The 21363-nt window shown below is 68.9% G+C and carries 17 protein-coding genes and 1 pseudogene; 6 read left to right on the plus strand and 12 right to left on the minus strand.

Annotated elements, in window-relative coordinates:
- Positions 1 to 12: 12 nt before the first annotated feature.
- Entirely contained in the window at positions 13 to 306 is a 294-nt protein-coding gene (locus SAHL_RS17460) for a hypothetical protein (protein WP_148045467.1), read from the minus strand.
- A gap of 385 nt (positions 307 to 691) precedes the next feature.
- On the opposite strand from SAHL_RS17460, the gene SAHL_RS03460 reads away from it, so the two are divergent.
- From SAHL_RS03460 to SAHL_RS03470, 3 genes are all read left to right on the plus strand, one after another.
- On the plus strand, positions 692 to 1699 hold the full coding sequence (locus tag SAHL_RS03460; RefSeq protein WP_123590011.1) for a zinc-dependent alcohol dehydrogenase family protein: 1008 nt from the start codon (positions 692 to 694) through the stop codon (positions 1697 to 1699).
- Positions 1696 to 2241, plus strand: coding sequence for an asparaginase (locus SAHL_RS03465; protein ID WP_123590012.1), 546 nt, complete (start codon positions 1696 to 1698; stop codon positions 2239 to 2241). Before SAHL_RS03460 ends, SAHL_RS03465 begins: the two co-directional genes overlap by 4 nt.
- 72 nt (positions 2242 to 2313) lie before the next feature.
- Positions 2314 to 3741 carry an MATE family efflux transporter gene (locus SAHL_RS03470; RefSeq protein WP_123590013.1) on the plus strand — a complete coding sequence of 476 codons (1428 nt, stop codon included), beginning with the start codon at positions 2314 to 2316 and terminating at the stop codon, positions 3739 to 3741.
- A gap of 7 nt (positions 3742 to 3748) precedes the next feature.
- Here the strand turns inward: SAHL_RS03470 and SAHL_RS03475 are convergent, their stop codons facing one another.
- A complete protein-coding gene (locus SAHL_RS03475) occupies positions 3749 to 4072 on the minus strand; it encodes a ribbon-helix-helix domain-containing protein (protein WP_123590014.1) in 324 nt (107 codons plus the stop codon).
- Positions 4073 to 4253: 181 nt separating this feature from the next.
- Here SAHL_RS03475 and SAHL_RS03480 point away from each other — a divergent pair, with 181 nt between their 5' ends.
- Together SAHL_RS03480 and SAHL_RS03485 are read left to right on the plus strand one after the other, a co-directional pair.
- On the plus strand, positions 4254 to 4817 hold the full coding sequence (locus SAHL_RS03480) for a tat (twin-arginine translocation) pathway signal sequence (protein WP_123590015.1): 564 nt from the start codon (positions 4254 to 4256) through the stop codon (positions 4815 to 4817).
- Between the two features lie 10 nt (positions 4818 to 4827).
- Complete coding sequence (locus SAHL_RS03485) at positions 4828 to 6414, plus strand: GMC family oxidoreductase (RefSeq protein WP_123590016.1); 1587 nt, start codon at positions 4828 to 4830, stop codon at positions 6412 to 6414.
- A gap of 129 nt (positions 6415 to 6543) precedes the next feature.
- Here the strand turns inward: SAHL_RS03485 and SAHL_RS03490 are convergent, their stop codons facing one another.
- A complete protein-coding gene (locus SAHL_RS03490) occupies positions 6544 to 6804 on the minus strand; it encodes a DUF7218 family protein (protein ID WP_123590017.1) in 261 nt (86 codons plus the stop codon).
- A 103-nt stretch (positions 6805 to 6907) separates the two neighbouring features.
- Between SAHL_RS03490 and SAHL_RS03495 the strand changes: the two genes are divergently transcribed.
- Positions 6908 to 7678 (plus strand): metallophosphoesterase, encoded by a 771-nt coding sequence (locus tag SAHL_RS03495; protein ID WP_123590018.1) that lies wholly within the window; start codon positions 6908 to 6910, stop codon positions 7676 to 7678.
- Between the two features lie 35 nt (positions 7679 to 7713).
- On the opposite strand, the gene SAHL_RS03500 is transcribed toward SAHL_RS03495, so the two are convergent.
- The 9 genes and pseudogenes from SAHL_RS03500 to atzF form a co-directional block, all read right to left on the minus strand.
- The gene (locus SAHL_RS03500; RefSeq protein ID WP_123590019.1) at positions 7714 to 9012 is read right to left on the minus strand and encodes a lipase family protein; all 1299 of its coding nucleotides are present in this window, start codon (positions 9010 to 9012) and stop codon (positions 7714 to 7716) included.
- Between the two features lie 50 nt (positions 9013 to 9062).
- The gene (gene urtE, locus SAHL_RS03505) at positions 9063 to 9794 is read right to left on the minus strand and encodes an urea ABC transporter ATP-binding subunit UrtE (protein WP_221177811.1); all 732 of its coding nucleotides are present in this window, start codon (positions 9792 to 9794) and stop codon (positions 9063 to 9065) included.
- Complete coding sequence (gene urtD, locus SAHL_RS03510) at positions 9787 to 10620, minus strand: urea ABC transporter ATP-binding protein UrtD (protein ID WP_123590020.1); 834 nt, start codon at positions 10618 to 10620, stop codon at positions 9787 to 9789. Before urtD ends, urtE begins: the two co-directional genes overlap by 8 nt.
- Positions 10617 to 11741, minus strand: coding sequence for an urea ABC transporter permease subunit UrtC (gene urtC, locus SAHL_RS03515; protein ID WP_123590021.1), 1125 nt, complete (start codon positions 11739 to 11741; stop codon positions 10617 to 10619). The genes urtD and urtC overlap by 4 nt, the downstream gene beginning before the upstream one ends.
- Entirely contained in the window at positions 11741 to 13561 is a 1821-nt protein-coding gene (gene urtB / locus SAHL_RS03520; RefSeq protein WP_245968374.1) for an urea ABC transporter permease subunit UrtB, read from the minus strand. Before urtB ends, urtC begins: the two co-directional genes overlap by 1 nt.
- Positions 13562 to 13687: 126 nt before the next feature.
- Positions 13688 to 15031 carry an urea ABC transporter substrate-binding protein gene (gene urtA / locus SAHL_RS03525; protein ID WP_123590023.1) on the minus strand — a complete coding sequence of 448 codons (1344 nt, stop codon included), beginning with the start codon at positions 15029 to 15031 and terminating at the stop codon, positions 13688 to 13690.
- 57 nt (positions 15032 to 15088) lie between these two features.
- A complete protein-coding gene (locus tag SAHL_RS03530) occupies positions 15089 to 15763 on the minus strand; it encodes an FCD domain-containing protein (protein ID WP_123590041.1) in 675 nt (224 codons plus the stop codon).
- 59 nt (positions 15764 to 15822) lie between these two features.
- A pseudogene (gene uca, locus SAHL_RS03535) lies at positions 15823 to 19460 on the minus strand (urea carboxylase).
- A complete protein-coding gene (gene atzF / locus SAHL_RS03540; protein WP_123590024.1) occupies positions 19453 to 21279 on the minus strand; it encodes an allophanate hydrolase in 1827 nt (608 codons plus the stop codon). The pseudogene uca and the gene atzF overlap by 8 nt, the downstream one beginning before the upstream one ends.
- Positions 21280 to 21363 lie beyond the last annotated feature (84 nt).

Consider the following 21363-nt stretch of genomic DNA (forward strand, 5'->3'; position numbering starts at 1 on the left):
CGGAAGTTCCACTCAGCCGCTGCGCGCCCCGCCCCGGCATTCGCGCCGTTTCAGTCTAGCAGCACGGCGGCGCGAGGAATGTGATTTGCGCGCGGCCGGTGGCTTCGACGACACCGCCGGCGTCATCGTCGTGCGGTTGACGCGCTGGCGGCGGTGTCGTGGATGGCGGCCGGTGTACCGGCTGAAGTCGTCCCGGAGGTGACCACGCTGTGCCGGCGCGAAAACGGCAAGTGTGACGCCCATCGATTCGTCGACGCAGCCTTTCGCCTGCGTCCGCTGAAGTCGCAGGCTGCGGCTGGCCAGCATGCGCCGACTTTTGCGGAAAAGACCGGCGCGAGCGCGTCGAGGCGTGTCGCGATGCGGTGCACACCGAGGCGTCGATGGCGACGCCGGCGATCCGGCTGGCCAGCCGTTGTGCGGGCACCGGTTCGGTCGCGGTCTTAAGCCAGTCGTCGCCTCGGACGGTGCCCGCGCCCACGGCGTCGGTGGCCACGACCACGTAGTCGCCGTTGGCCGCGGCGTCGCCGCAGCGCGTGGCCATCGCGACCCGGCCGGGAGCAACAGGATGAGCGCGATCGTCCGACGCATTGTTTCTGCTCGTCGGGCCGGGGCCGTACCGCTCCGGGCGCGGGCGAATCGCCGTGACCTGCTATCGTTTCGGGCTCGTTCGAATCACCGTGTCGGAGATTGCATGAGAGCCGCCATTCTGAAACAGCCGGGAGGACTGGAACGCATCGAGACCGTGGAACGCGCGGCGCCGGAGCCGCGCGACGACGAACTGCTGGTCCGGGTGCATGCCAGTTCGCTCAACTATCACGACTATGCGGTCGCCAACGGCAGCATTCCGACCGAGGACGGCCGCGTGCTCATGTCCGACGGCGCCGGCGAGGTCGTGGCGGCGGGCCGCGACGTCGAGGCATTCGCGGTCGGCGATGCGGTGATCTCGACGTTCTTTCCGCACTGGACGGACGGCCCGATCTCGCCGGCCAAGCGCGCCGGCACGCCGGGCGACCGCGGCCCGGGCATGGCCGCGGAGTACGTCGTCGGCCCGGTCGGCGCCTTCACCCGCGCGCCGGCGGGCTGGTCGCACGCCGAAGCGGCGACGCTGCCCTGCGCCGCGCTGACCGCCTGGCGCGCGCTCATGGTCGAGGCGCGCATCAAGCCGGGCGACACCGTGTTGACGATGGGCACCGGCGGCGTGTCGATATTCGCGCTGCAGTTCGCCCGCGCCGCCGGGGCGCGGGTGATCGCCACCTCCGGTTCCGACACCAAGCTCGAGCGCCTGCGCGCGCTCGGCGCGGATCACGTGATCAACTATGCCGCGGACCCGAAATGGGGCAAGACCGCGAAACGGCTGACCGACGGTCGCGGCGTCGACGCGGTGGTCGAGATCGGCGGCCCGGAGACCCTCGGCCAGTCGATCGCGGCCTGCCGCATGGGCGGCCATATCAGCCTGATCGGCGTACTCACGGGCGTGGCCGGCGAGGTGCCGACCGCGCTGTTCTTCTACAACAACCTCCGCATGAGCGGCATCACCGTCGGCAGCCGGGCCCAGCAGCAGGACATGGTGCGCGCGATCGAGGCCAACGACATGCGGCCGGTCATCGACACCACCTTCGCGCTCGACGAGCTGGCCGACGCTTTCCGCCATCAGGCCGCCGGCCGGCACTTCGGCAAGATCGGGGTTTCGATCCCGTGAGCGCGTCGGCGCCGCTCGAGCCCGGTTGCCGCATCGCGCTGCTGGCCACCGGCGGTACGCTGGAAAAGCGCTACGACCCGCATACGGGCACGCTCGCGCTCGGCGCGCCGGTGGTCGAGGAACTGCTGGCCACGCTGGTGCAGCCAGACGTCGCGGTGGACGTCGAGCGCGTGATGGCCGTCGATTCACTGGACATGGACGACGCCGGGCGCGATGCGATCGTGGCCGCCGTCGCACGCCGCATCGCCGCGGGCGGCTGCGATGCGGTGATCGTCACCCACGGCACCGATACGCTCGCCGAGACCGCCGCCGCGCTGGTCGCCGGACTGAACGCGCCGGCGGTGCCGGTGGTGCTCACCGGGGCGATGGTGCCCTGGGCCTGCGCGGGCAGCGACGCGGCCCAGAATCTCGCCCAGGCGCTGATGGCCGCGCGCCTGCTCGCTCCGGGCGTGCACGTGGTCTTTCACTCGCGGGTCGTGCCCGGCGAGCGGGTGGTCAAGGACTACGCGCGTCTCACGCTCGTCGACGGCCGCCCGGGCTGAGGCGGCCCCGGCGGGCGTGGCACGGTCGGATCGGATGACGGGTAGGTTTGGACGCCCGGAGGCGGCCGGCGCATGAGCCGGGTCGTGCGCAATCTCACCGAGGGACCGATCGTCAGCGCTCTGGTGCGCCTGGCCGTGCCGATCGTGTTCGCCAATCTGCTCCAGACCGCCTATCAGCTGATCGACACCTTCTGGGTCGGCCGGCTGGGTGCGGCCGCGGTGGCCGCGGTCTCGCTGAGCTTTCCGGTGATCTTCTTTCTCATCTCGCTCGGTCTGGGCCTGGCGATCGCCGGCACCATCCTCGTGTCCCAGTACAGCGGCCGCGGTGACACCGTCCAGGTTAACCGGGTCGCGGCCCAGGCGCTGGTCGGCGTCATCGCGCTGTCGCTGGTGCTGGCCGTGGCCGGGGTATTCATTGCGGCGCGGCTGGCGGCGTTTCTCGGCGCCGACGCCGAGGTGCTGCCCATGGCCACGGCCTACATGCGGGTCTCGTTCGTCGGTCTGCCGTTCCTGTTCGCCTACGTCATCTTCCAGTCGCTGATGCGCGGCGTGGGCGACGCCGCGACGCCGCTCTACATCGTCACCGGGACGGTGGTGCTCAATTTCTTTCTCGACCCGCTGTTCATCCTCGGCTGGGGACCGATGCCGGCGCTCGGCGTCTCCGGCGCGGCGCTGGCCACGGTGGTCACCCAGGGGCTGGCGGCGGTGGTGGGGCTGTGGATGCTGTTCTCGGGCCGCTACGGCATCGCCCTGCGCGCGCGGCATCTGCGTCCGGATCCGCGGCTGCTGTGGCGTCTGTTCAAGCTCGGCGCGCCGTCGGCGGTGGAGCAGTCCACACGCGCGCTGGGACTGATGCTCATGACCATTCTGGTCTCCGGCTTCGGCACCGTGACCCTGGCCGCCTACGGCATCGGCACGCGCATGCTCAGCTTCGTCATCATCCCGGCGCTGGGTCTGTCGCAGGCGACCTCGGCGCTCGTCGGCCAGAACATCGGCGCGGGCAAGATCGCGCGCGCCGAACGCACCACCTGGCTGAGTGCGGTCGTGGCCCTGGTCACCTTGTCCGCCTTCGGGGTACTGGCCTTCATCTGGGCGGAGGCGATCGTGGCGCTGTTCGTGCCGAACGCGCCCGCAGTGATCGCGGAGGGCGCGACGTTCGTGCGCTTCACCGCGCTGGCCTACGGCCTGATCGGCGCCCAGATCGTGATCACCGGCGGTTTCCGCGGCTCGGGCAACACCCTCGTGGCGATGGCCATCGCCCTGATCTCGCTCTGGATGCTGCAGTTTCCGCTGGCCTGGCTGTTGTCCGAGCGCACCGGGCTGGGAGCGCTGGGCATCTGGATCGCCTATCCGGTGCAGAACGTGCTGACCGCGGCGATCGCCGCGATCTGGTTCGCCCGCGGGACCTGGAAGCGACGCCAGGTCATCGAGGCGGATGACCCCGAACGCGCCGCCGCCCGCTATAGGCCCGGAACGCTGACAAACACGACACTGCGCTGACCGGCTTTCAGGCGGTCTCGATGTCTGCGTTGGCGGGTGTCACCTGGGCCGGGCGCGCGTCGCCGCCGGCATCGCAGCGACCGAGATGGATCGCACAGACGACACGCAGCATCGAGGCGAGATTCGCGACCTCGCCGCGCTCGGAGACGATTTCACTGTAGAGCTCGCCGATGAATTCGGATACGGAATAGCCCTGCTGGCCGGCCAGCGCTTCGAGAATCCGCCAGAACTCGTGTTCCAGCCGGACGCTGGTCACGCAGCCGTGCAGACGGATCGAGCGGGTGGTGCTGCGATAGCGCGCCGGGTCCGCCGATGCGTAGATATGGCACATGTCTCCTCCGGATTGCGTTTTGCCCGCAATTTGATCGTTAGCGGTCTGAAACTAACGCTCGCGCCGGTCATCGGCAATGTAGTAGGCGGGTGTTACCACCGCCCGAGTCGCCCGCGCTAGCCTCGAAGTCGAGACAAAGAGACGGACTTGAGTCCGCCGTGGACGCCGAGGAGATCACACCATGTCCGATCATGCCGTATCGCGGCGCGCGTTTCTGCGCGCCGGCGGGGCCGTGCTCACGGGGACGCTGGCATCCACCAGCGGCGTGCTGGCACTGATCGCGCCGTCGACGAGCTGGGCGCTGGAACTCGAGGCCCTCGACGCCCATCAGGGGGCGACCGTGCTGCAGTTCACCCGGCACGTCTTTCCGCATGATCGCCTGGACGACGCGGTCTATGCCCTGGTCGTCAAGGATCTCGATGCCGGCGCGGCCGAGGACCCGACGACTCGCCGCATGCTGATCGACGCCGTCCGTCGGCTCGACGAGGCCTCGGGCGGCGAGTGGCTGTCGCGCAGCGCGGCCGAGCAGTTCGTTCAGGTCCAGGCGATGGAGGCCACGCCGTTCTTCGTCAAGGTCCACAGCACGGCGGTCGTGTCACTCTACGACAATGACATGGCCTTCGCCCATTTCGGCTATCCCGGCAGGAAGGGTGATCCGGGCTATATCCATCGCGGATTCAACGATCTGCACTGGCTGCCCGATCCGCCGGACGGGGCCAGCGGCCCCGTCCCCGAAACGGCCTGAGGAGGCGAGCATGGATATGTACGACAACCGAACGACTTTCGCCGCGGACGACGACGGCGTCGTGGTGGTGATCGGCTCGGGTGCGGGCGGCGGCACGCTGGCCAACGAGCTCGCGCAGAAAGGTGTGGACGTGGTGCTTCTCGAGGCGGGCGGGCTGCACACCACCGATGAATTCATCGCCGACGAATGGCCGTCGTTCAGTCAGCTCGCCTGGACCGACACCCGCACGACCATGGGCGACTGGCGGGTGGCGCGCGATTTTCCCAATCTGCCGGCCTGGATCTGCAAGGCCGTCGGTGGCACCACGGTGCACTGGGCCGGCGCCAGCCTGCGCATCGAGCCGCACGAGTTCCGCGCCCGCAGCACGTACGGCGATCTGGCGGGCGCCACGCTGCGCGACTGGCCGCTGTCTGCCGACGATCTCGCGTCCTACTACGACACCGCCGAGAAGAAGCTCAACGTCACACGGACCAACGGCCTGCCGGGCCTGCCGGCGAACAACAACTTCAAGGTCATGCATGCCGGGGCGACACGCCTCGGTTATGAGACCTGCCACACCGGTCGCATGGCGATCAACAGCGTCAACAAGGACGGCCGGAATCACTGCATGCAGCGCGGCTTCTGCTTCCAGGGCTGTCGCTATGCCGCGAAGTGGTCGACGCTATACACCGAAATTCCGGCCGCATTGCAGACCGGCCGGGTCGAGCTGCGCACCCGCGTGCACGTCGCGCGGATCGACCACGACGACAACGACCGCGTGACCGGCGTCGTCTACTTCGATGCCGACGGCCGCGAGCGGCGTCAGGCCGCGCGGGTAGCCGCGGTGGCCGGCAATTCGATCGAGACGCCCCGGCTGCTTCTCAATTCCGAGTCGTCACGATTCCCCAACGGTCTGGCCAACGGTTCGGATCAGGTCGGGCGCAACTACATGCGCCATACCACCGGCACCGTCTGGGGCGTGTTCGACAAGCCGGTGGAGATGTACAAGGGCACGACCATGGCCGGCATCGTCCAGGACGAGGCGCGTCACGATCCGAAGCGTGGGTTCGTCGGCGGCTACGAGATGGAAACGATCTCCCTCGGTCTGCCGTTCATGGCGGCGTTCTTCAACCCGGGCGGCTGGGGCCGCGGTTTCACCGAGGCCATGGAGCAGTATCGCCACATGGCCGGGATGTGGCTGGTGGGCGAGGACATGCCGCAGGCCGACAATCGGGTCACGCTCAGCAGCGAGGCCAGGGACGCTTTCGGTCTGCCCGTCGCCAACGTCCACTACACCGATCACGCCAACGACGTCGCCATGCGCGAGCACGCCTACACCCGGGGCGCGGCGATCTACGAGGCGGCGGGTGCGACCCGCACCTACCGGACGCCGCCGTATCCGTCGACGCACAATCTCGGAACCTGCCGTATGAGCGAGCGCGCCGCGGACGGCGTCTGCAACGGCCACGGACAGAGCCACGAACTGGCCAATCTGTTTATCTCCGACGGCAGCCAGTTCACGACCAGCGCGGCCGAGAATCCGACGTTGACCATCGTCACGCTGGCGATACGCCAGGCCGATTACATCGCGGAACGAATGCGCGCACGGGCGATCTAGCTAGCCGGCGGGTGATGGACGGGCGATGACCACGCCCCAGCATCATCCGCTCGAACCAAACCGTGGCCCGGTACGTCGAGGCCCGGCCGTGCTGCGTGGCCGGGCAGCTGCTGCTCCGGCCCGGCTCGTTCAGTGTTCGCGCAGGGCGCGGATGAGTTCGTCCTTGCTCATTTCCGAACGCTGGCCGATGCCGATCTGCTGCGCCTTCTCGTAGAGCGCATCGACCGACCAGTCCTCGTATTCGGGATGCCGCCCGCCCTTCCGGCCGGCGGCTTCGCGGTCGGTATTGGCGATGCGTGCGGCCTTTTCCTTGCTCATGCCATCGTCGCGGAGGGCGTCGTACTGCTCCGGATCCTTGATCCGGCGGTTATCGTCCCGGCTGTCGCTCATGTCATGCTCCAATGTTTAGCTGGCCTTCATTGTGGCGGCCCGTCCGCAACGGGGAACTCGTGAAACTACCTAGGCAATCCCACGGCCGGGCGAGGGCGCGCGCATGACTGCGGCCGACCCGGATCTCCAGATCCACGCCGCCAACGCGACGGGGCGGGACTATGTCGTGGGCGACATCCACGGCTGTTTCTACATGCTCGACGCGCTGCTGGAACGCATCGGCTTCGATGCGACGCGCGACCGGCTGTTCTCGGTCGGCGATCTCGTCGATCGCGGGCCGGACAGCGAGCGCGCCGCGGAATATCTCGATCGGCCCTGGTTTCATGCGATCCGCGGCAATCACGAGGACATGCTTCTGGACGCGGTCGCCGAGGGCGGCGAGGCGGCCTCGCTCTGGCGCATGAACGGCGGCGGCTGGTTCGATGCTCTGGATGCGGCGAGCCGGGCGGCGTTGACGCGCCGGGTCGCGGCGCTGCCGCATGCGATCGAGGTCGCGCTGCCGAGCGGCGGCTGCGCGGTACTCGTGCACGGCGATCTGCCCGGCCGGGACTGGCCGGCGCTGCGGGCCGGGCTCGCCGCGGGTACGCTGCGCGAGGACGATCGGGTGGCCATGGTCTGGGATCGCGAGAGCGCCCGCCGGATCGAGACCGGCCGCGGCGGGGTCGAGGTGACCGGCGCGGCCGTGGTGTTCCTCGGCCATACCCCGATGCCGGCCCCGATCGCCTCGGCCAACACGCGCTGGATCGATACCGGCGCCTTCATGGGGCGCCGCCTGACGCTGGCCGAGCTGGCCGCCGATGGCCGCGTCTGGTCGCTGGCCGCGGATCTGGAGGACTGCGAACACGACTGGCGGCACGTCGGCACGCCGGGCTGATGCGCCCGGCTGATGCGTAGCGTCGATGCGGCGCGTCATTCGCCGCCGGTGAGCGAGGCGCAGTCGCTGGTCGGGGGGCGGCCGGCGAAGCGTTCGTCCAGCCAGGCGACCGCCGCGCCGGCGTGCGTGACCGCGGCACTGATGTGCTCGCCGAAGGCGAGATCGAAGCGCACCGGCACACCCGCGCGGCAGTAGCGCCGCGCCAGGGCGAGGGCGTCCGCGCGGGGCGTCACCTGGTCGAACCGGGCGTGATAATAGAGCAGCGGCGCGTCGAAGCCGCGCTGACCGAGCGTGTTGGCGGCGGCGACCCGCGCCAGCGCCGGCTGCTCGAGCGGTTCGTCGACGGTGGTGTATTCCGCGAAGGTGTCGAAGCTGTAGCCCGACAGCAGCGGGTCCTTCACCCAGGCCAGCTCCTGGCCGACGCAGCTCTCGGCCAGATCCGCGAACATCGCCCGGCCGCGCGCGTTGAGCAGCGCATCGACGTCGATCTCCTCATGGGCCCGGCTCAGCCCGATCACGGCCGCGAAGTACAGGCCGGCGAACAGGCCGCCGTCGATATGCCGTGCGGTGCCGACGAGATCGGCCGGCGGGCCGCCGGCAGCCACGCCCGCGATCGGCAGCTCCGGCGCGTAGTCGGCGGCCAGCTCGGCCGCCCAGAGACTGGCGAAGGCGCCGCCCGAATAGCCCCAGAGCGCGACCGGCGCCTGCGCGTCGATCGGCGTGTCGGCCAGCAACGCCCGCGCCGCGCGGATGCCGTCGAGCACGCCGTGGCCGGCGTTGGGCCCGGCCAGGAACTGGGCCTCCGGGCCCTCGTAGTCCGGCAGCACGACGATCCAGCCGCGGCTGAGCGCCTTGTTCATCAGCCCGTGTTCGACCATCGAGCCGGACAGGATCTCGCGGGAGGGCGCGCAGCGACGCGTGAGCGCATCGTAGGCCACCTGGTAGGACAACAGCCGCGGTTCGGGATCCGCGGGGATCAGCACCGTGGCCACGTTGATTTGGGGGCGGCCGTGGGAGTTCGTGCTGCGGTAGGCCACCTGCCAGGCGCGTGCGTCGACGTCGAAGAAGTAGTAGGCCTGTGGCGCGATCGGCCGGTAGCGCAGGATCATGCCCGGCGGGGTCGCGGCCAGTTCGGCCGGCAGGCCACGGGCGTGGAACGGATCGTCGTCGGGCTCGGCGAACGGGGCGGCCGGTGCCGGATAGGCCGCGGCGCCGGCTGCGACGGCCTCCGGCGGCATCGCCGCGCCGACGGCGGGCGGCCGCCCGGCGCAGCCGACGACCTGGGCCAGGACCAAGGCCAGGGACAACAGCAGACCGGCGGCGGGCCAACGCAATCGCGACTCCCATTCAGGCCGCCGCGACCGCGGCGGCGCGATCGCCGAGACTATACGCTCAGATGTTTCTGCACCAGGTCGTCGGTGAGGGCGTCGATCTCGCCCTCGGCGACGAGCCGGCCGTTCTCGAGAATGCGGAACTCGTCGGCCACGCGCCGGGCGAAGGGCAGTTTCTGCTCGACCAGCAGCACGGTGAGGCCGTCCTCACGGTTGAGTCGTTCCAGCGTGTCGCCGATCTGGGCGACGATGTTCGGCTGAATGCCTTCGCAGGGTTCGTCGAGGATCAGCAGGCGCGGCTCGAACACCAGCACGCGCCCGATCGCCAGCTGCTGCTGCTGGCCGCCGGACAGGTCGCCGCCGCGGCGGTTGCGCATCTCCTTGAGCACGGGAAACAGCTCGTAGACGCGTTCGAGGGCGTTCGCCGAGCGATCCGCACGCACGTGCACGCCGAGCTGCAGATTCTCGGCAACCGTCAGCTGCGGAAAGATCTCGCGCCCCTGGGGCACGTAGCCCACGCCCAGGCGGGCGCGCCGGTCAGCCGGCAGCCGCAGCAGGTCGGTGTCGTCGAGCCGGACCTCGCCCCTGGCGTGCACGAGCCCCATCACGCACTTGAGCAGGGTGGTCTTGCCCATGCCGTTGCGGCCCATCAGGCAGCTGATGCGCCCGGGCGTGACGGTCATGTCGACGTTCCAGAGGATATGGCTGCCGCCGTAGTACTGGTCGAGCCCGCGCAGGGTCAGGCTCGCGGCCCGGCGGTCGGGCGTGGTTGCGGCATCATTCACCGAGATAGACCTCCACGACGCGCGGGTCGTTCTGGATGGTGTCCATGGGCCCTTCGGCCAGCACCCGGCCCTCGTGCAGCACGGTCACGGTGCGCGCGATCGAGCGCACGAATTCCATGTCGTGCTCGACGACCACCACCGAGCGTTTGCCGGCCAGACGGGTGAGCAGATCGGCGGTGCGTTCGACCTCCTGGGGCGTCATGCCCGCGACCGGTTCGTCGATGAGCAGCAGCTCGGGCTCCTGCATGAGCAGCATGCCGATCTCCAGCCACTGTTTCTGGCCGTGGGACAGGCTGCCGGCGGCGTCGTGCCGGCGCTCGGCCAGGCCGACGAGCTCGAGCGTCTCGTCGATATGCGCGGCCTGTTCGCCGGACAATCGCGCCAGCAGCACCGGCCAGACGCCGCGCGCTCCGGCCATCGCCAGTTCCAGATTCTCGTGCACGGTATGACGCTCGAACACGGTGGGCTTCTGGAACTTGCGGCCGATGCCGGCCTGGGCGACGCCCGGCTCGTCGAGGCTGAGCAGGTCGATGTTCTGGCCGAACCAGGCGCGTCCGGCGTCGGGGCGGGTCTTGCCGGTGATCACGTCCATCATCGTGGTCTTGCCGGCGCCGTTGGGGCCGATGATGCAGCGCAGCTCGCCGGCGTCGACGTAGAGCGTGAGCGCGTCCAGTGCCTTGAAGCCGTCGAAGGACACGGTGATGTCCTCGACGTAGAGGATGGTGCCGTGGCGCACGTCCGGCTTCGCCCCCGCGGCCGGGCGGTTGACGAAGTCGAACACCCGCGAGCGATCGGAAAAGCTTTCCAGCAGGGCCGGTGTTTTCATGACGGCTCCTTTCGGCGCATCCGCCGGCGTAGTTGCGACACCAGGCCGACGATGCCCTTGGGCAGAAACAGAGTGACGGCCACGAACAGGATGCCCAGCGCATAGGGCCAGATCTCCGGGTAGGCGCCGGTCAGCCAGGTCTTGGCGAAGTTGACCGCGCCCGCGCCGAGCGCGGCGCCGTAGAGCGTACCGCGCCCGCCGACGGCGACCCAGACCACGGCCTCGATCGAGGCGATGGGCGAGAACTCGCTGGGATTGATGATGCCGACCTGCGGCACGTAGAGCGCGCCGGCGACGCCGGCGAGCATCGCCGAGACGGTGAAGATCCACAGCTTGTAGTACGCCACGCGGTAGCCGGTGAAGCGGGTGCGGCTCTCGGCGTCGCGGATCGCCTCGAGCACACGCCCGAGCCGCGAGGTGACGATGAAGCGGGCGATCAGGAAACCGAGCAGCAGACCGACGCCGGAGGCCACGAATAGGGCGTTGCGGGTGCCGTCGGCCGACAGCTCGTAGCCCAGGATATCCTTGAAGTCGGTCAGGCCGTTGTTGCCGCCGAAGCCCATCTCGTTGCGAAAGAAGGCCAGCATCAGGGCATAGGTCATCGCCTGGGTGATGATGGCGAAATACACGCCGGTCACCCGGGAACGAAACGCCAGCCCGCCGAAGACGAGCGCCAGCAGACCCGGCACGAGTACGACCATGGCCATGGCGAAGGGAAAGATATCCATCCCGTGCCAGTACCAGGGCAGATGCTCCCAGTCGAGAAAGACCATGAAATCCGGCAGCACCGGGTTGCCGTAGACGCCTCGGTCCCCGATCTGGCGCATCAGGTACATGCCCATGGCATAGCCGCCGAGGCCGAAGAACGCGGTGTGGCCGAGGCTGAGGATGCCGCAGTAGCCCCAGATCAGATCGATGGCGACCGCGAGCAGGGCGTAGGTGAGATATTTGCCGATCAGCGCGACCGTATAGTCGGTCACGTGCAGGGCGCTGGCCTCGGGCAGGTAGACGTTGCACAGCGGGACCGCCACCGTCAGCGCGATCAGTACGACCACGAAGATCAGGCTGCCGGTATCGCCGAGCATGCGCGTGAGCACGGGGCCGTGATTGGAATGACGCATCACGAGCCCTCCGCCGCGCGGCCCTTCTGCGGGAACAGCCCGCGCGGTCGCTGCTGGATGAACAGAATCAGGAATATCAGCATCAGGATCTTGGCCAGCACCGTGCCGGTGTGTGGCTCCAGGAACTTGGTGAGCACGCCCAGCGACAGGCCGCCGACCAGCGTGCCCCAGAGATTGCTGACGCCGCCGAAGACCACGACCATGAACGAGTCGATGATGTAGGCCTGACCGAGGTTGGGCCCGACGTTGGTCAGCTGCGACAGCGCCACCCCGGCGATGCCGGCGATACCCGACCCGAGGCCGAATGTGAGCGCGTCCAGGCGCTGGGTACGGATGCCCATCGCCCGTGCCATGTCGCGGTTCTGGCTGACCGCGCGTACCTTCAGGCCCAGCGAGGTGCGGTTCATCACCAGGATCAGCGCCGCGAACACGGCCAGCGAGAAGGCGACGATCACCAGCCGGTTTTCGGTGAGCGCGAACATGTCGTTGAAGTGCAGCTGGCCGCTCATCCACTCCGGTGCCGAGACCGAGCGGTTGAGCGGCGTGAATACCGTGCGTACGAGCTGCTGCAGGAACAGGCTGACGCCGAAGGTCGCCAGAAGCGTCTCCAGCGGGCGGCCGTAGAGCCACTGCACGATCGAGCGTTCGATCAGGATGCCGACCAGCCCGGAGACCACGAACGCCGCGGGGACCGCGAGCACCAGCGCCAGCCCGACGTGGCCGGGCAGCAGCTGCTGCATGACAAACGCGGTGTAGGCGCCGAGCATGATCAGCTCGCCGTGGGCCATGTTGATCACACCCATTACGCCGAAGGTGATCGCCAGGCCGATGCCCGCGAGCACCAGGATCGAGCCCAGGCTCAGGCCGAAGAACAGCGTCTCGAGCTGGTCGTAGACGCCGCGCCACCAGTCGATGCGCTCGACCTCCGCGGCGACCGCGGCGCGCAGTTGCGCCTGGTCGCGGTCTTCGGTGTCCTCTGGAATGAGCAGTAGGATGTTGTTCAGACGGTTGTAGACCATCTGGTTGAAATCGCCCGACAGCCGTTCGACGGCCGCGAGCTTGGCGGCGTTGTCGCCGGTGTTGAGGTCGTTGATCGCCAGCGCCCGGTCGATCGCCTCGCGCACGGCGTCGTCGCTTTCCTCCGGGCGGTGGGCGCGCAGGGCGTCGGCGGCCGTGTCGTCGAGTTTTTCGGTCATGGTCTCGACCGCGGCCAGACGCGTCTCGGCGTCGTCGGCCTGCAGGCGCAGCCGGGCCTGGCCGGACTCGATGCTGCCGCGCAGGCCGACGTTGGTGCGCACCGGCTCGAAGTCGCGGGTGGCGGCTTTGCCGGCGGCCTCGAAGGTGATCGGGTCGCGCAGCACATAGGTTTCGTCGCGCTCCTCGGCGGCGACGAATATCGTCTGATCGGATTCGCGCACGACCAGCCGGTTGTCCGCGAAGGCGGTGAGCAGTTCCGCGGTGTGCGCGTTCGGATTCGCGACCAGGCGGTTCAGGATGTCGCGTTTCTCTGGATAGCTGGCGTCGGCGAGCTCGGCGATTGTCGCTGCGTACTCGGTGCTGTCCTCGTCTTCACCGGTGTCGGCTCCGGGCTCGGATTCGCCATCGGCGCCGGCTTGCGCCTCGGCGGTATCGCCGGGTTCGTCGCTCGCCTGGGCGTCGCGGCCACTTTCGACCGTCGCGTCATTGGCGGGCGCGGGGGATTCGGACGTGGCCGGCGTTGCCTCGCTCGCGTTCGAATCGGTGTTCTGGCCTTCGTTCTGGCCGTTGTTCTGCGCCAGGGCGCACGGCGCGAGCGCGAGCACTGCAAGCAGCGCCAGCACGGCGGCGGCCGTTGTTCCCCGTGGTGTGCATGTCCGCATGATGGACTCGGTTTTGGCTGTGAAAGACACCGGACCCGCTCGGGCCCGGTGTCGCCTCTGTGGATCGAGGTCAGGCCGTGCGGGCCGTTATTCCTCGTCCTCGGCCATGTCGCTCATCTGTCCACTGCATTCCTCGGTTTCGGTGTTGTAGTGACCGCAGTCGAGATCCACCCAGTCAGCCTTGAGCTTGGCGCTCTCGGGCAGGAAATCCGACCACGCGTCGCCCGGGACTTCCTCGTCGGTCTCCCAGACCACCGAGAACTGGCCGTTGTCGGTGATCTCGCCGATGTAGACGGGCTTGGTGATGTGGTGATTGGGCAGCAGCTCGGCGGTGCCACCGGTGAGGTTGTCGACCTTCAGGCCCGGCAGCGTGTCGATCACCGTATCCACATCCGTGGTACCCGCCTTCTTGACCGCCTTCACCCAGAGGTTGAAGCCGATATAGGTGGCTTCCATCGGGTCGTTGGTCACGCGGTCGTCGTCGCCGGTGTAGTCGTGCCAGTTCTCGATGAACCGTTCGTTGGCCGGCGTATCGATGCTCTGGAAGTAGTTCCAGGCCGCCAGATGGCCGAGCAGCGGATCGGTATCGATGCCCGAGAGTTCCTGTTCGCCCACGGAGAATGCCACGACCGGAATGTCCGCGGCCGAGATCTGCTGGTTGGCCAATTCCTTGTAGAAGGGCACATTGGCGTCGCCATTGATGGTCGAGACCACGGCGGTCGGCTTGCCCATCGAGCCGAAGGCCTTCACCCGTGAGACGATGCTCTGCCAGTCCGAATGGCCGAACGGCGTGTAGTTGACCATGATGTCCGAGTCGGCCACGCCCTGATCCTTCAGATACTGCTCGAGGATCTTGTTGGTCGTGCGCGGATAGACATAGTCGGTACCCAGCAGCACCCAGCGTTCGATGCCCACCTGATTCATCAGGTAGTTCACGGCCGGGATCGCCTGCTGATTGGGCGCCGCGCCCGTGTAGACGATGTTGCGCGAGGATTCCTCGCCCTCGTACTGCACCGGGTAGAACAGCAGCCCGTTCAATTCCTCGAACACCGGCAGCACCGACTTGCGCGAGACCGACGTCCAGGTGCCGAAGACCACGTCGACCTTCTCCTGGGCCAGCAGCTGGCGCGCCTTTTCGGCGAACAGCGGCCAGTCGGATGCGGGGTCCACGACCACCGGCTCGAGATCGCAGCCCAGCAGGCCGCCCTTCTCGTTCTGCTGCTTGATCAGCATCAGCGCGGTGTCCTTGAGCGTGGATTCGCTGATGGCCATGGTTCCGGACAGCGAGTGCAGCACGCCGACCTTGATCGGGCATTCGACATCGGCGTTGGCGTCGCCGTCGGCGGCGTGGGCTGAACCCAGACCGCCGGCAGCCAGCAGCGCCGGTGCGACCCAGCGCGTGATGAGCGTGTGTTTCGTCCAGTTCTTCATCGTGATGTCCCCCTGATGTGACGGGTGGTAGCGGATGATTTCGTGTGTTGTCACGCGTCAGGCCGGCGTATCCGCCAGCGCGGCCCGCGCCTCGTAGAGCCCTTCGAGCGTGATCTTTCGCACCTCGCGCCGGCTGGCTTCGATATGCGCCGCCAGCAGGCGCTGCGCGGCGGCGGCACGCCGGTCGGCGAGTGCCGCGAGAATCGCCGCGTGTTCGTCGTAGGTGGCGGCGATGCGCGCCGAGACCGTGAAATCCAGCCGGCGGATCACGCGGATGCGTTCGGTCACGTCGCGGTGAATGCGCGCCATCTCTTCGTTGCCGGCGGCGGCGACCAGGCCGGCGTGAAACTGTTCGTCCAGATGCCAGGCCCGCGTGCTGTCGGCGGTGCGCCGGGCCGCGGGTACCCGCCAGACCGCCTCAAGCTCGGCCAGTGCGGCGGGCTGGTCGGCACGCGCGCAGAGGCGACGCACGGCGGCGCTTTCGATCACCACGCGAACCTCGTAGAGTTCGTCGAAACGGGCGAAGTCGAAACGCCGCACCTGCCAGCCGCCGCCGGCCGGCGTTTCGACATAGCCCTCGCGCTGCAGCCGGAACAGGGCTTCGCGCACCGGCGTGCGGCTGGCGCCCACCCGGGCGGCGATCCCGTTCTCCGAGAGCCGATCGCCCGGCATCAGCCGGAAATCGAAGATGTCCGCCTTGAGCCGGTCGTGCACGCGATCGGCCAGCGGCATCCGGGGCCGGCCCGGCGCGGCGGGCTCGGTCGCGGCCGTGTTGCGGGTGGCCGGCGTGCTCACGCGGCCGCCTCGTCGGCGATCACCAGCAGCGCGTCGCCGGCCGAGACCAGCGTGCCCTCGCTGCAGCGCAGGGCGCGAACCACGCCGGCGGCGGGCGCTTCGACCGCGAACTCCATCTTCATCGCTTCGACGACGAGCAGGGTGTCGCCTGCGGCCACGCGGTCGCCCTCGGCAACGTGCAGCTTCCAGACGTTGCCGGAGACGTCTGCACTTACCGCCTCGCCCTCGACCGTGTCCTTGATCGGCGCGGCGGCGGGGCCGGCCTCGGCCTCGGGTTCGGCCGCGGCCTGGGCCTGCCAGTGCTCGACTTCCTTCGCGAAGGCCGCGCTCTGGCGCTCGCGAAACGCGGCAATGTCGTCGGCGTTGGCGTCGAGAAACTGCCGGTACTCGGCGAAATCGAAGACCTCTTCGGTAATCTCGGCGTGCAGCCGGCCGGCGCGAAAGTCCGCGCGCATCTCGGTGAGCGTGTCCTCGTCCACCGGGTAATAGCGCACCTGGTCGAAAAAGCGCAACAGCCACGGCTCGCCCGGATCGAACTGTTCGTTGTGGCCGAATTTGTTCCAGATCGGCAGGGTGCGCCCGACCAGCTGATAGCCGCCCGGCGAATCCATGCCGTAGATGCACATGTACACGCCGCCGATGCCGACCGTGCCCTCGGCGGTATAGGTGCGTGCCGGGTTGTATTTGGAGGTGACCAGGCGGTGGCGCGGGTCGATCGGCACCGCGCAGGGGGCGCCGAGATAGACATCGCCCAGGCCCAGCACCATGTAGCTGGCCGCCAGGATCGTGTCGCGTACCTGCTCGCGCGTGTCCAGACCGTTGATGCGCTGGATGAAGTCGACGTTGTTGGGCAGCCAGGGCGCGGTGTCGCGCACGGACTGGCGATAGCGATCCACCGCGTCGAGCGTGGCGCTGTCCTCGAAGGCCAGCGGCAGATGCAGCACGCGGGTGGGCAGTTTCAGGTCGTCGACTTCGGGCAGATCGGCCTCGAGGGCGACCAGCGCGTCGACGAGATCGGCCTGATGGATCACCCGGCCGTCGTAGTTGACCTGCAGCGAACGCACGCCGGGCGAGAGCTCGAGAATGCCCTCGACCGGGTTCTTGTCGAGCGCCTGCATGAGCAGGTACACGCGCAGGCGAAAACGCAGATCGAGTTCGTTGGGCCCGTATTCGATCAGGATGTAGCGATCGCCGGCCTGGCGATAGGCCACCGCCGGCCGGCTGCCCGCGGCGGGCCGCTCGGCGAGCACGCAGGGCGACACGGTATCCGCCGGCGCGGGGATGGGCAGCGCCTCGCGCGTGTCGGCCACGGCGAGTGCGTCGCAGGCGGCGTCATGCTCGTGCTGGCGGGCGGTGGCTTCGTCGAAGCCCAGCGCCACGAAGCGGATGGTGTCGCCCGGCGACACCTGGCCGACTTTCCACAGCTCGGCCGCAGCGATGGTGACCGGACAGACGAAGCCGCCCAGGCTCGGCCCGTCGCGGGTCAGGATCACGGGCATGTCGCCGGTGAAGTTGATGGAGCCGACCGCGTACTCGGTGTCGTGGATATTGGAGGGGTGCAGCCCGGCCTCGCCGCCGTCCTCGCGGGCAAAGGTGGGCTTGGGGCCGTTCAGGCGGATGCCGAGGCGATTGGAGTTGTAGTGGACTTCCCAATCGGTGGCGAAGAAGGCCTCGATCGAATCCTGCGTGAAGAAATCGGGCGCGCCGTGCGGGCCGTAGAGCACGCCGATCTCCCAGTGCGTGGGATAGTCCGGCACGAGCGCGGTGGGCGCGGCCTGCGGCTCGCGGATAGGCGCCGGCGTGGGCGCGTTGGGTCTGGAAGCATCGCAGATCGCGAGCATGTCGGTCGCGCGCAGCGGTCGGCCGGCGTGGCCGCCGAACTGGCCGAGCGCGAAGGTCGACTTGCTGCCCAGATAGTCCGGCACGTCGATACCGCCGCGTACCGCCAGATAGCTGCGACAGCCGGCCTCGGCCTTGCCGACCACGAGAGTCTGGCCGGCCGCGACCGTGACCGGCGCCCAGAACTCGATCGGCGTGTCGTCGAGCGTGGCCGGGGTGGTCGCGCCCGTGAGGGCGATCACCGCATCGGTATGAAAACGTATCGTCGGCCCGAGGATCGTGCACTCGATCCCGGCCGCCGACGGGTCGTTGCCGACGATCGCATTGGCCAGGCGAAACGCGTAGTCGTCCATCGGCCCGGAGGGCGGCACGCCGATATGCCAGTAGCCGGTGCGCCCCGGATAATCCTGGATCGTGGTGTAGGTGCCGGGTTTGACGATCTCCAGCACCGGCGGCGCGTAGGCGAAGTCGGCCAGGAAGGCGGTCGAAACCTCGCCGGCGGCGAATCGTTCGTCGGCCACGATCTGGCGCAGATAATCAAGGTTGGTTGCGATGCCGGACAGCCGTGTGGCGTCGAGCGCATTCGCCAGCCGCGCAAGTGCTTCGTCGCGGGTGTCGCCGTGCACGATCAGCTTGGCGATCATCGGATCGAAGTGCGACGACACCTCGGTGCCGGCGGCCACCCAGGTATCGACCCGGACATGATCGGGGAACACGACTTCGGTGAGCACGCCGGGCGAGGGCGCGAAATCGAGCGCCGGCTGTTCGGCATACAGGCGCACTTCGAAGGCCGCGCCCTGCGGATTCGCCTCGAAAGCGGCGAGATCGGGCGGCGTGCCGGCCGCGGTCCGCACCATCCATTCGACCAGGTCCACGCCGGTCGTGGCCTCGGTGATCGGATGCTCCACCTGCAGGCGCGTGTTGACCTCCAGAAAATAGAATTCGTCGCGCGCGCCGTCGTAGATGTATTCCACGGTGCCGGCGGAGCGGTAGTTCACCGACTCGCCCAGGCTCACCGCGGCCGCCATCATAGCGTCGCGGGTGGCCGCGGGCAGATGCGGCGCCGGGGTTTCCTCAACCACTTTCTGATTGCGCCGCTGCAACGAGCAGTCGCGCTCGCCGAGTGCGACGACCGTACCGCGGCCGTCGCCGAAGATCTGGACCTCGACGTGGCGCGCCTTCTCGATGAAGCGCTCGAGAAACACGCCGTCGTCGGAGAAATAGTTCTTGCCGAGGCGCGCGACCTTGTCGAAGGCGGCTTCCAGCTCGGCCTCGTCGTTGCAGCGCGACAGTCCGATCCCGCCGCCGCCGGCGGTGGACTTGAGCATGACCGGATAGCCGAGTTCGGCCGCGGCGGTCTTCGCGTCGTCGAGGCTGTCGAGCAGGCCGGTGCCGGGCGCCAGCGGCACGCCGGCGGCCTCGGCCAGCTCGCGTGCGGCTGCTTGAGGCCGAACTGTTCGATCTGCTCGGGCGTGGGCCCGGCGAAGGCGATACCTTCGGCCTCGCAGCGGCGGGCGAAGTCGGCGTTCTCCGAAAGGAAGCCGTAGCCGGGCAGGATCGCCTGCGCGCCGGATTCGCGGGCGGCTTTCAGCACCGCGTCCACGTTCAGATAGCTTTCGGCCGCGCTATCGCCGCCGAGCGCGATCGCCACGTCGGCGGCGTCCAGATGGGTGCTGTCGCGGTCGCTGTCGGCATAGACCGCGACGCTGCGAATGCCCATCGCCTTGAGGGTGCGCGCGCTGCGCACGGCGATTTCGCCGCGGTTGGCGATGAGGACGGTGTCGAGTTCAGCCATGATCGCTGTGCTCCGGGTTGGCCATGAAGGCGCGCCAGCCGCCGTATTCGGTGATGTCGCGAGCGGTGTCGGCGGCCCAGCCCTCGCAGATGAAGCTCTTGACTTCGCGCCCGTCGGCCAGCGTCAGCGTGCCGATGCCCAGCGGCGCCGGGATGAGGGCGACGAAGGAGCCGAAGGCCGCCACCGGCACATCCCACAGCTCGACCTCGATCGCGGCCCCGCCGCTGGCCGGTTCGCGGATCAGCCCCGGTTTGGGCGGCGTGGTGCCGGCAAGCGCGAGCAGTCGGTATTCGGGTGCGGTCGTGGTCTGTTCCACGAACCGCGCGTCGCGTTCGGTGAGCTGCCCGTTCAAAGGCATGCCCCGCAGGTGCGCGCCGACCACCGCGAGCCGGATGTGATCCGGCGGCGGCGTTTGCGACGTGACGTTCGGGATCGCGTCGGCGGGCCGGTCGCTGTTGCCCAGCGGCCAGCGCCGGTGGTTCTGCCAGTCGCGGCCGAGCGCGGCGAGGCGCGCGTCCTGCCAGGCCGGGGCGATCAGGGTGATGCCGGCCGGCAGGCCGTCGCCGCGAAAGCCGCCGGGCAGGGCGAGCGCGCAGCAGTCGAGTAGGTTCACGAAATTGGTGTAGGTGCCGAGGCGGCTGTTGCGTTCGATCGGCTCGGCCGCGATCTCGGCCTGGCTGTATATCGTCGGTGCCGTCGGCACGATCAGGGCGTCGATCGGCGCGAACGCCGCGTCGGCCGCGCGCCGCAGCTCGGCGAGGCGGTATTCGGCGCGAAACGCATCGACCGCGCGGGGTGTGCGGCCCGCGGCAATGATCTCGGCGACGGCGGGGTCCGCGTCGGCCGGGTGGATGTCGATGAATTCGCCGACCGCGGCGTAGCGCTCGGCGATCCATGGCCCCTGGTAGAGCAGGGCGGCGGCCTCGGCGAACGGCGCGTAGTCGATCGTCACGATCTCGGCGCCGAGCGCGCGCCAGTCGGCGACGGCGGCTTCGAAGGCTTTCTGCGCGCGCGCATCGCCGAAGAATTCCGGCGAGTCCGGCACGCCCAGCCGCCAGCGTGTCGTCGTCCCCGGTACCGCGGCCGCCGGCGCGGGGCGCGGTCGGGCATAGGCGTCGGCGGGATCGAAGTCGACCAGCACGTCGGCGACGCGGTCCGCGTCATCGACCGTGAGCGTGAACAGCGACACGCAGTCCAGCGTCCGGCAGGCGGGCACCACGCCGCGGGTGCTGATCGCGCCGCAGGTGGCCTTGAGGCCGACGATGTTGTTGAAGCCCGCCGGCACCCGACCCGATCCGGCGGTATCCGTGCCGAGCGAGAAGGGCACCTGGCCGCGGGCCACGACCACCGCCGACCCCGAACTGGAGCCGCCGCTGATCATGCGCTCGTCGAAGGCGTTGGGCACCGCGCCGAAGGGCGAGCGCGTGCCCACGAGGCCGGTGGCGAACTGGTCGAGGTTGGTCTTGCCGATCAGCACGGCGCCGGCCGCCTGCAGGCAGGTGACCGCGTGGGCGCTGGTTTCCGGGGTATAAGTGAAGGCCGGGCAGCCGGCGGTCGTCGGCAGGCCGGCGACATCGATGTTGTCCTTGACCGCGAACGGCACGCCGTAGAGCGGCAGGCGATCGATATCGCCGTCGACGGCGGCCAGGCGCTCGCCCAACGCGGCGAGCTGGCCCGCCAGATGGCTCTCGTCGGCGACGCATATCCAGGCGCTGTCGTCGGCCGCGATGGCACGGCGCAGTGCCGTCAGGTGTGTCTCGGGCGTCGCGTCGCCGCTGCGGTAGTCGGCGAGCCAATGTTCAACGGTGAGTGGCGGCATCGGTCTGCATACGAGGATGTATACAACGACTGAAGCAAGCGCTGTGCCACATCACCGGAAGGCCGCAAAACGCCGATCCGGCCC

Source organism: Salinisphaera orenii subsp. halophila YIM 95161 (assembly GCF_003732545.1).
Lineage (GTDB): Bacteria > Pseudomonadota > Gammaproteobacteria > Nevskiales > Salinisphaeraceae > Salinisphaera > Salinisphaera orenii_A.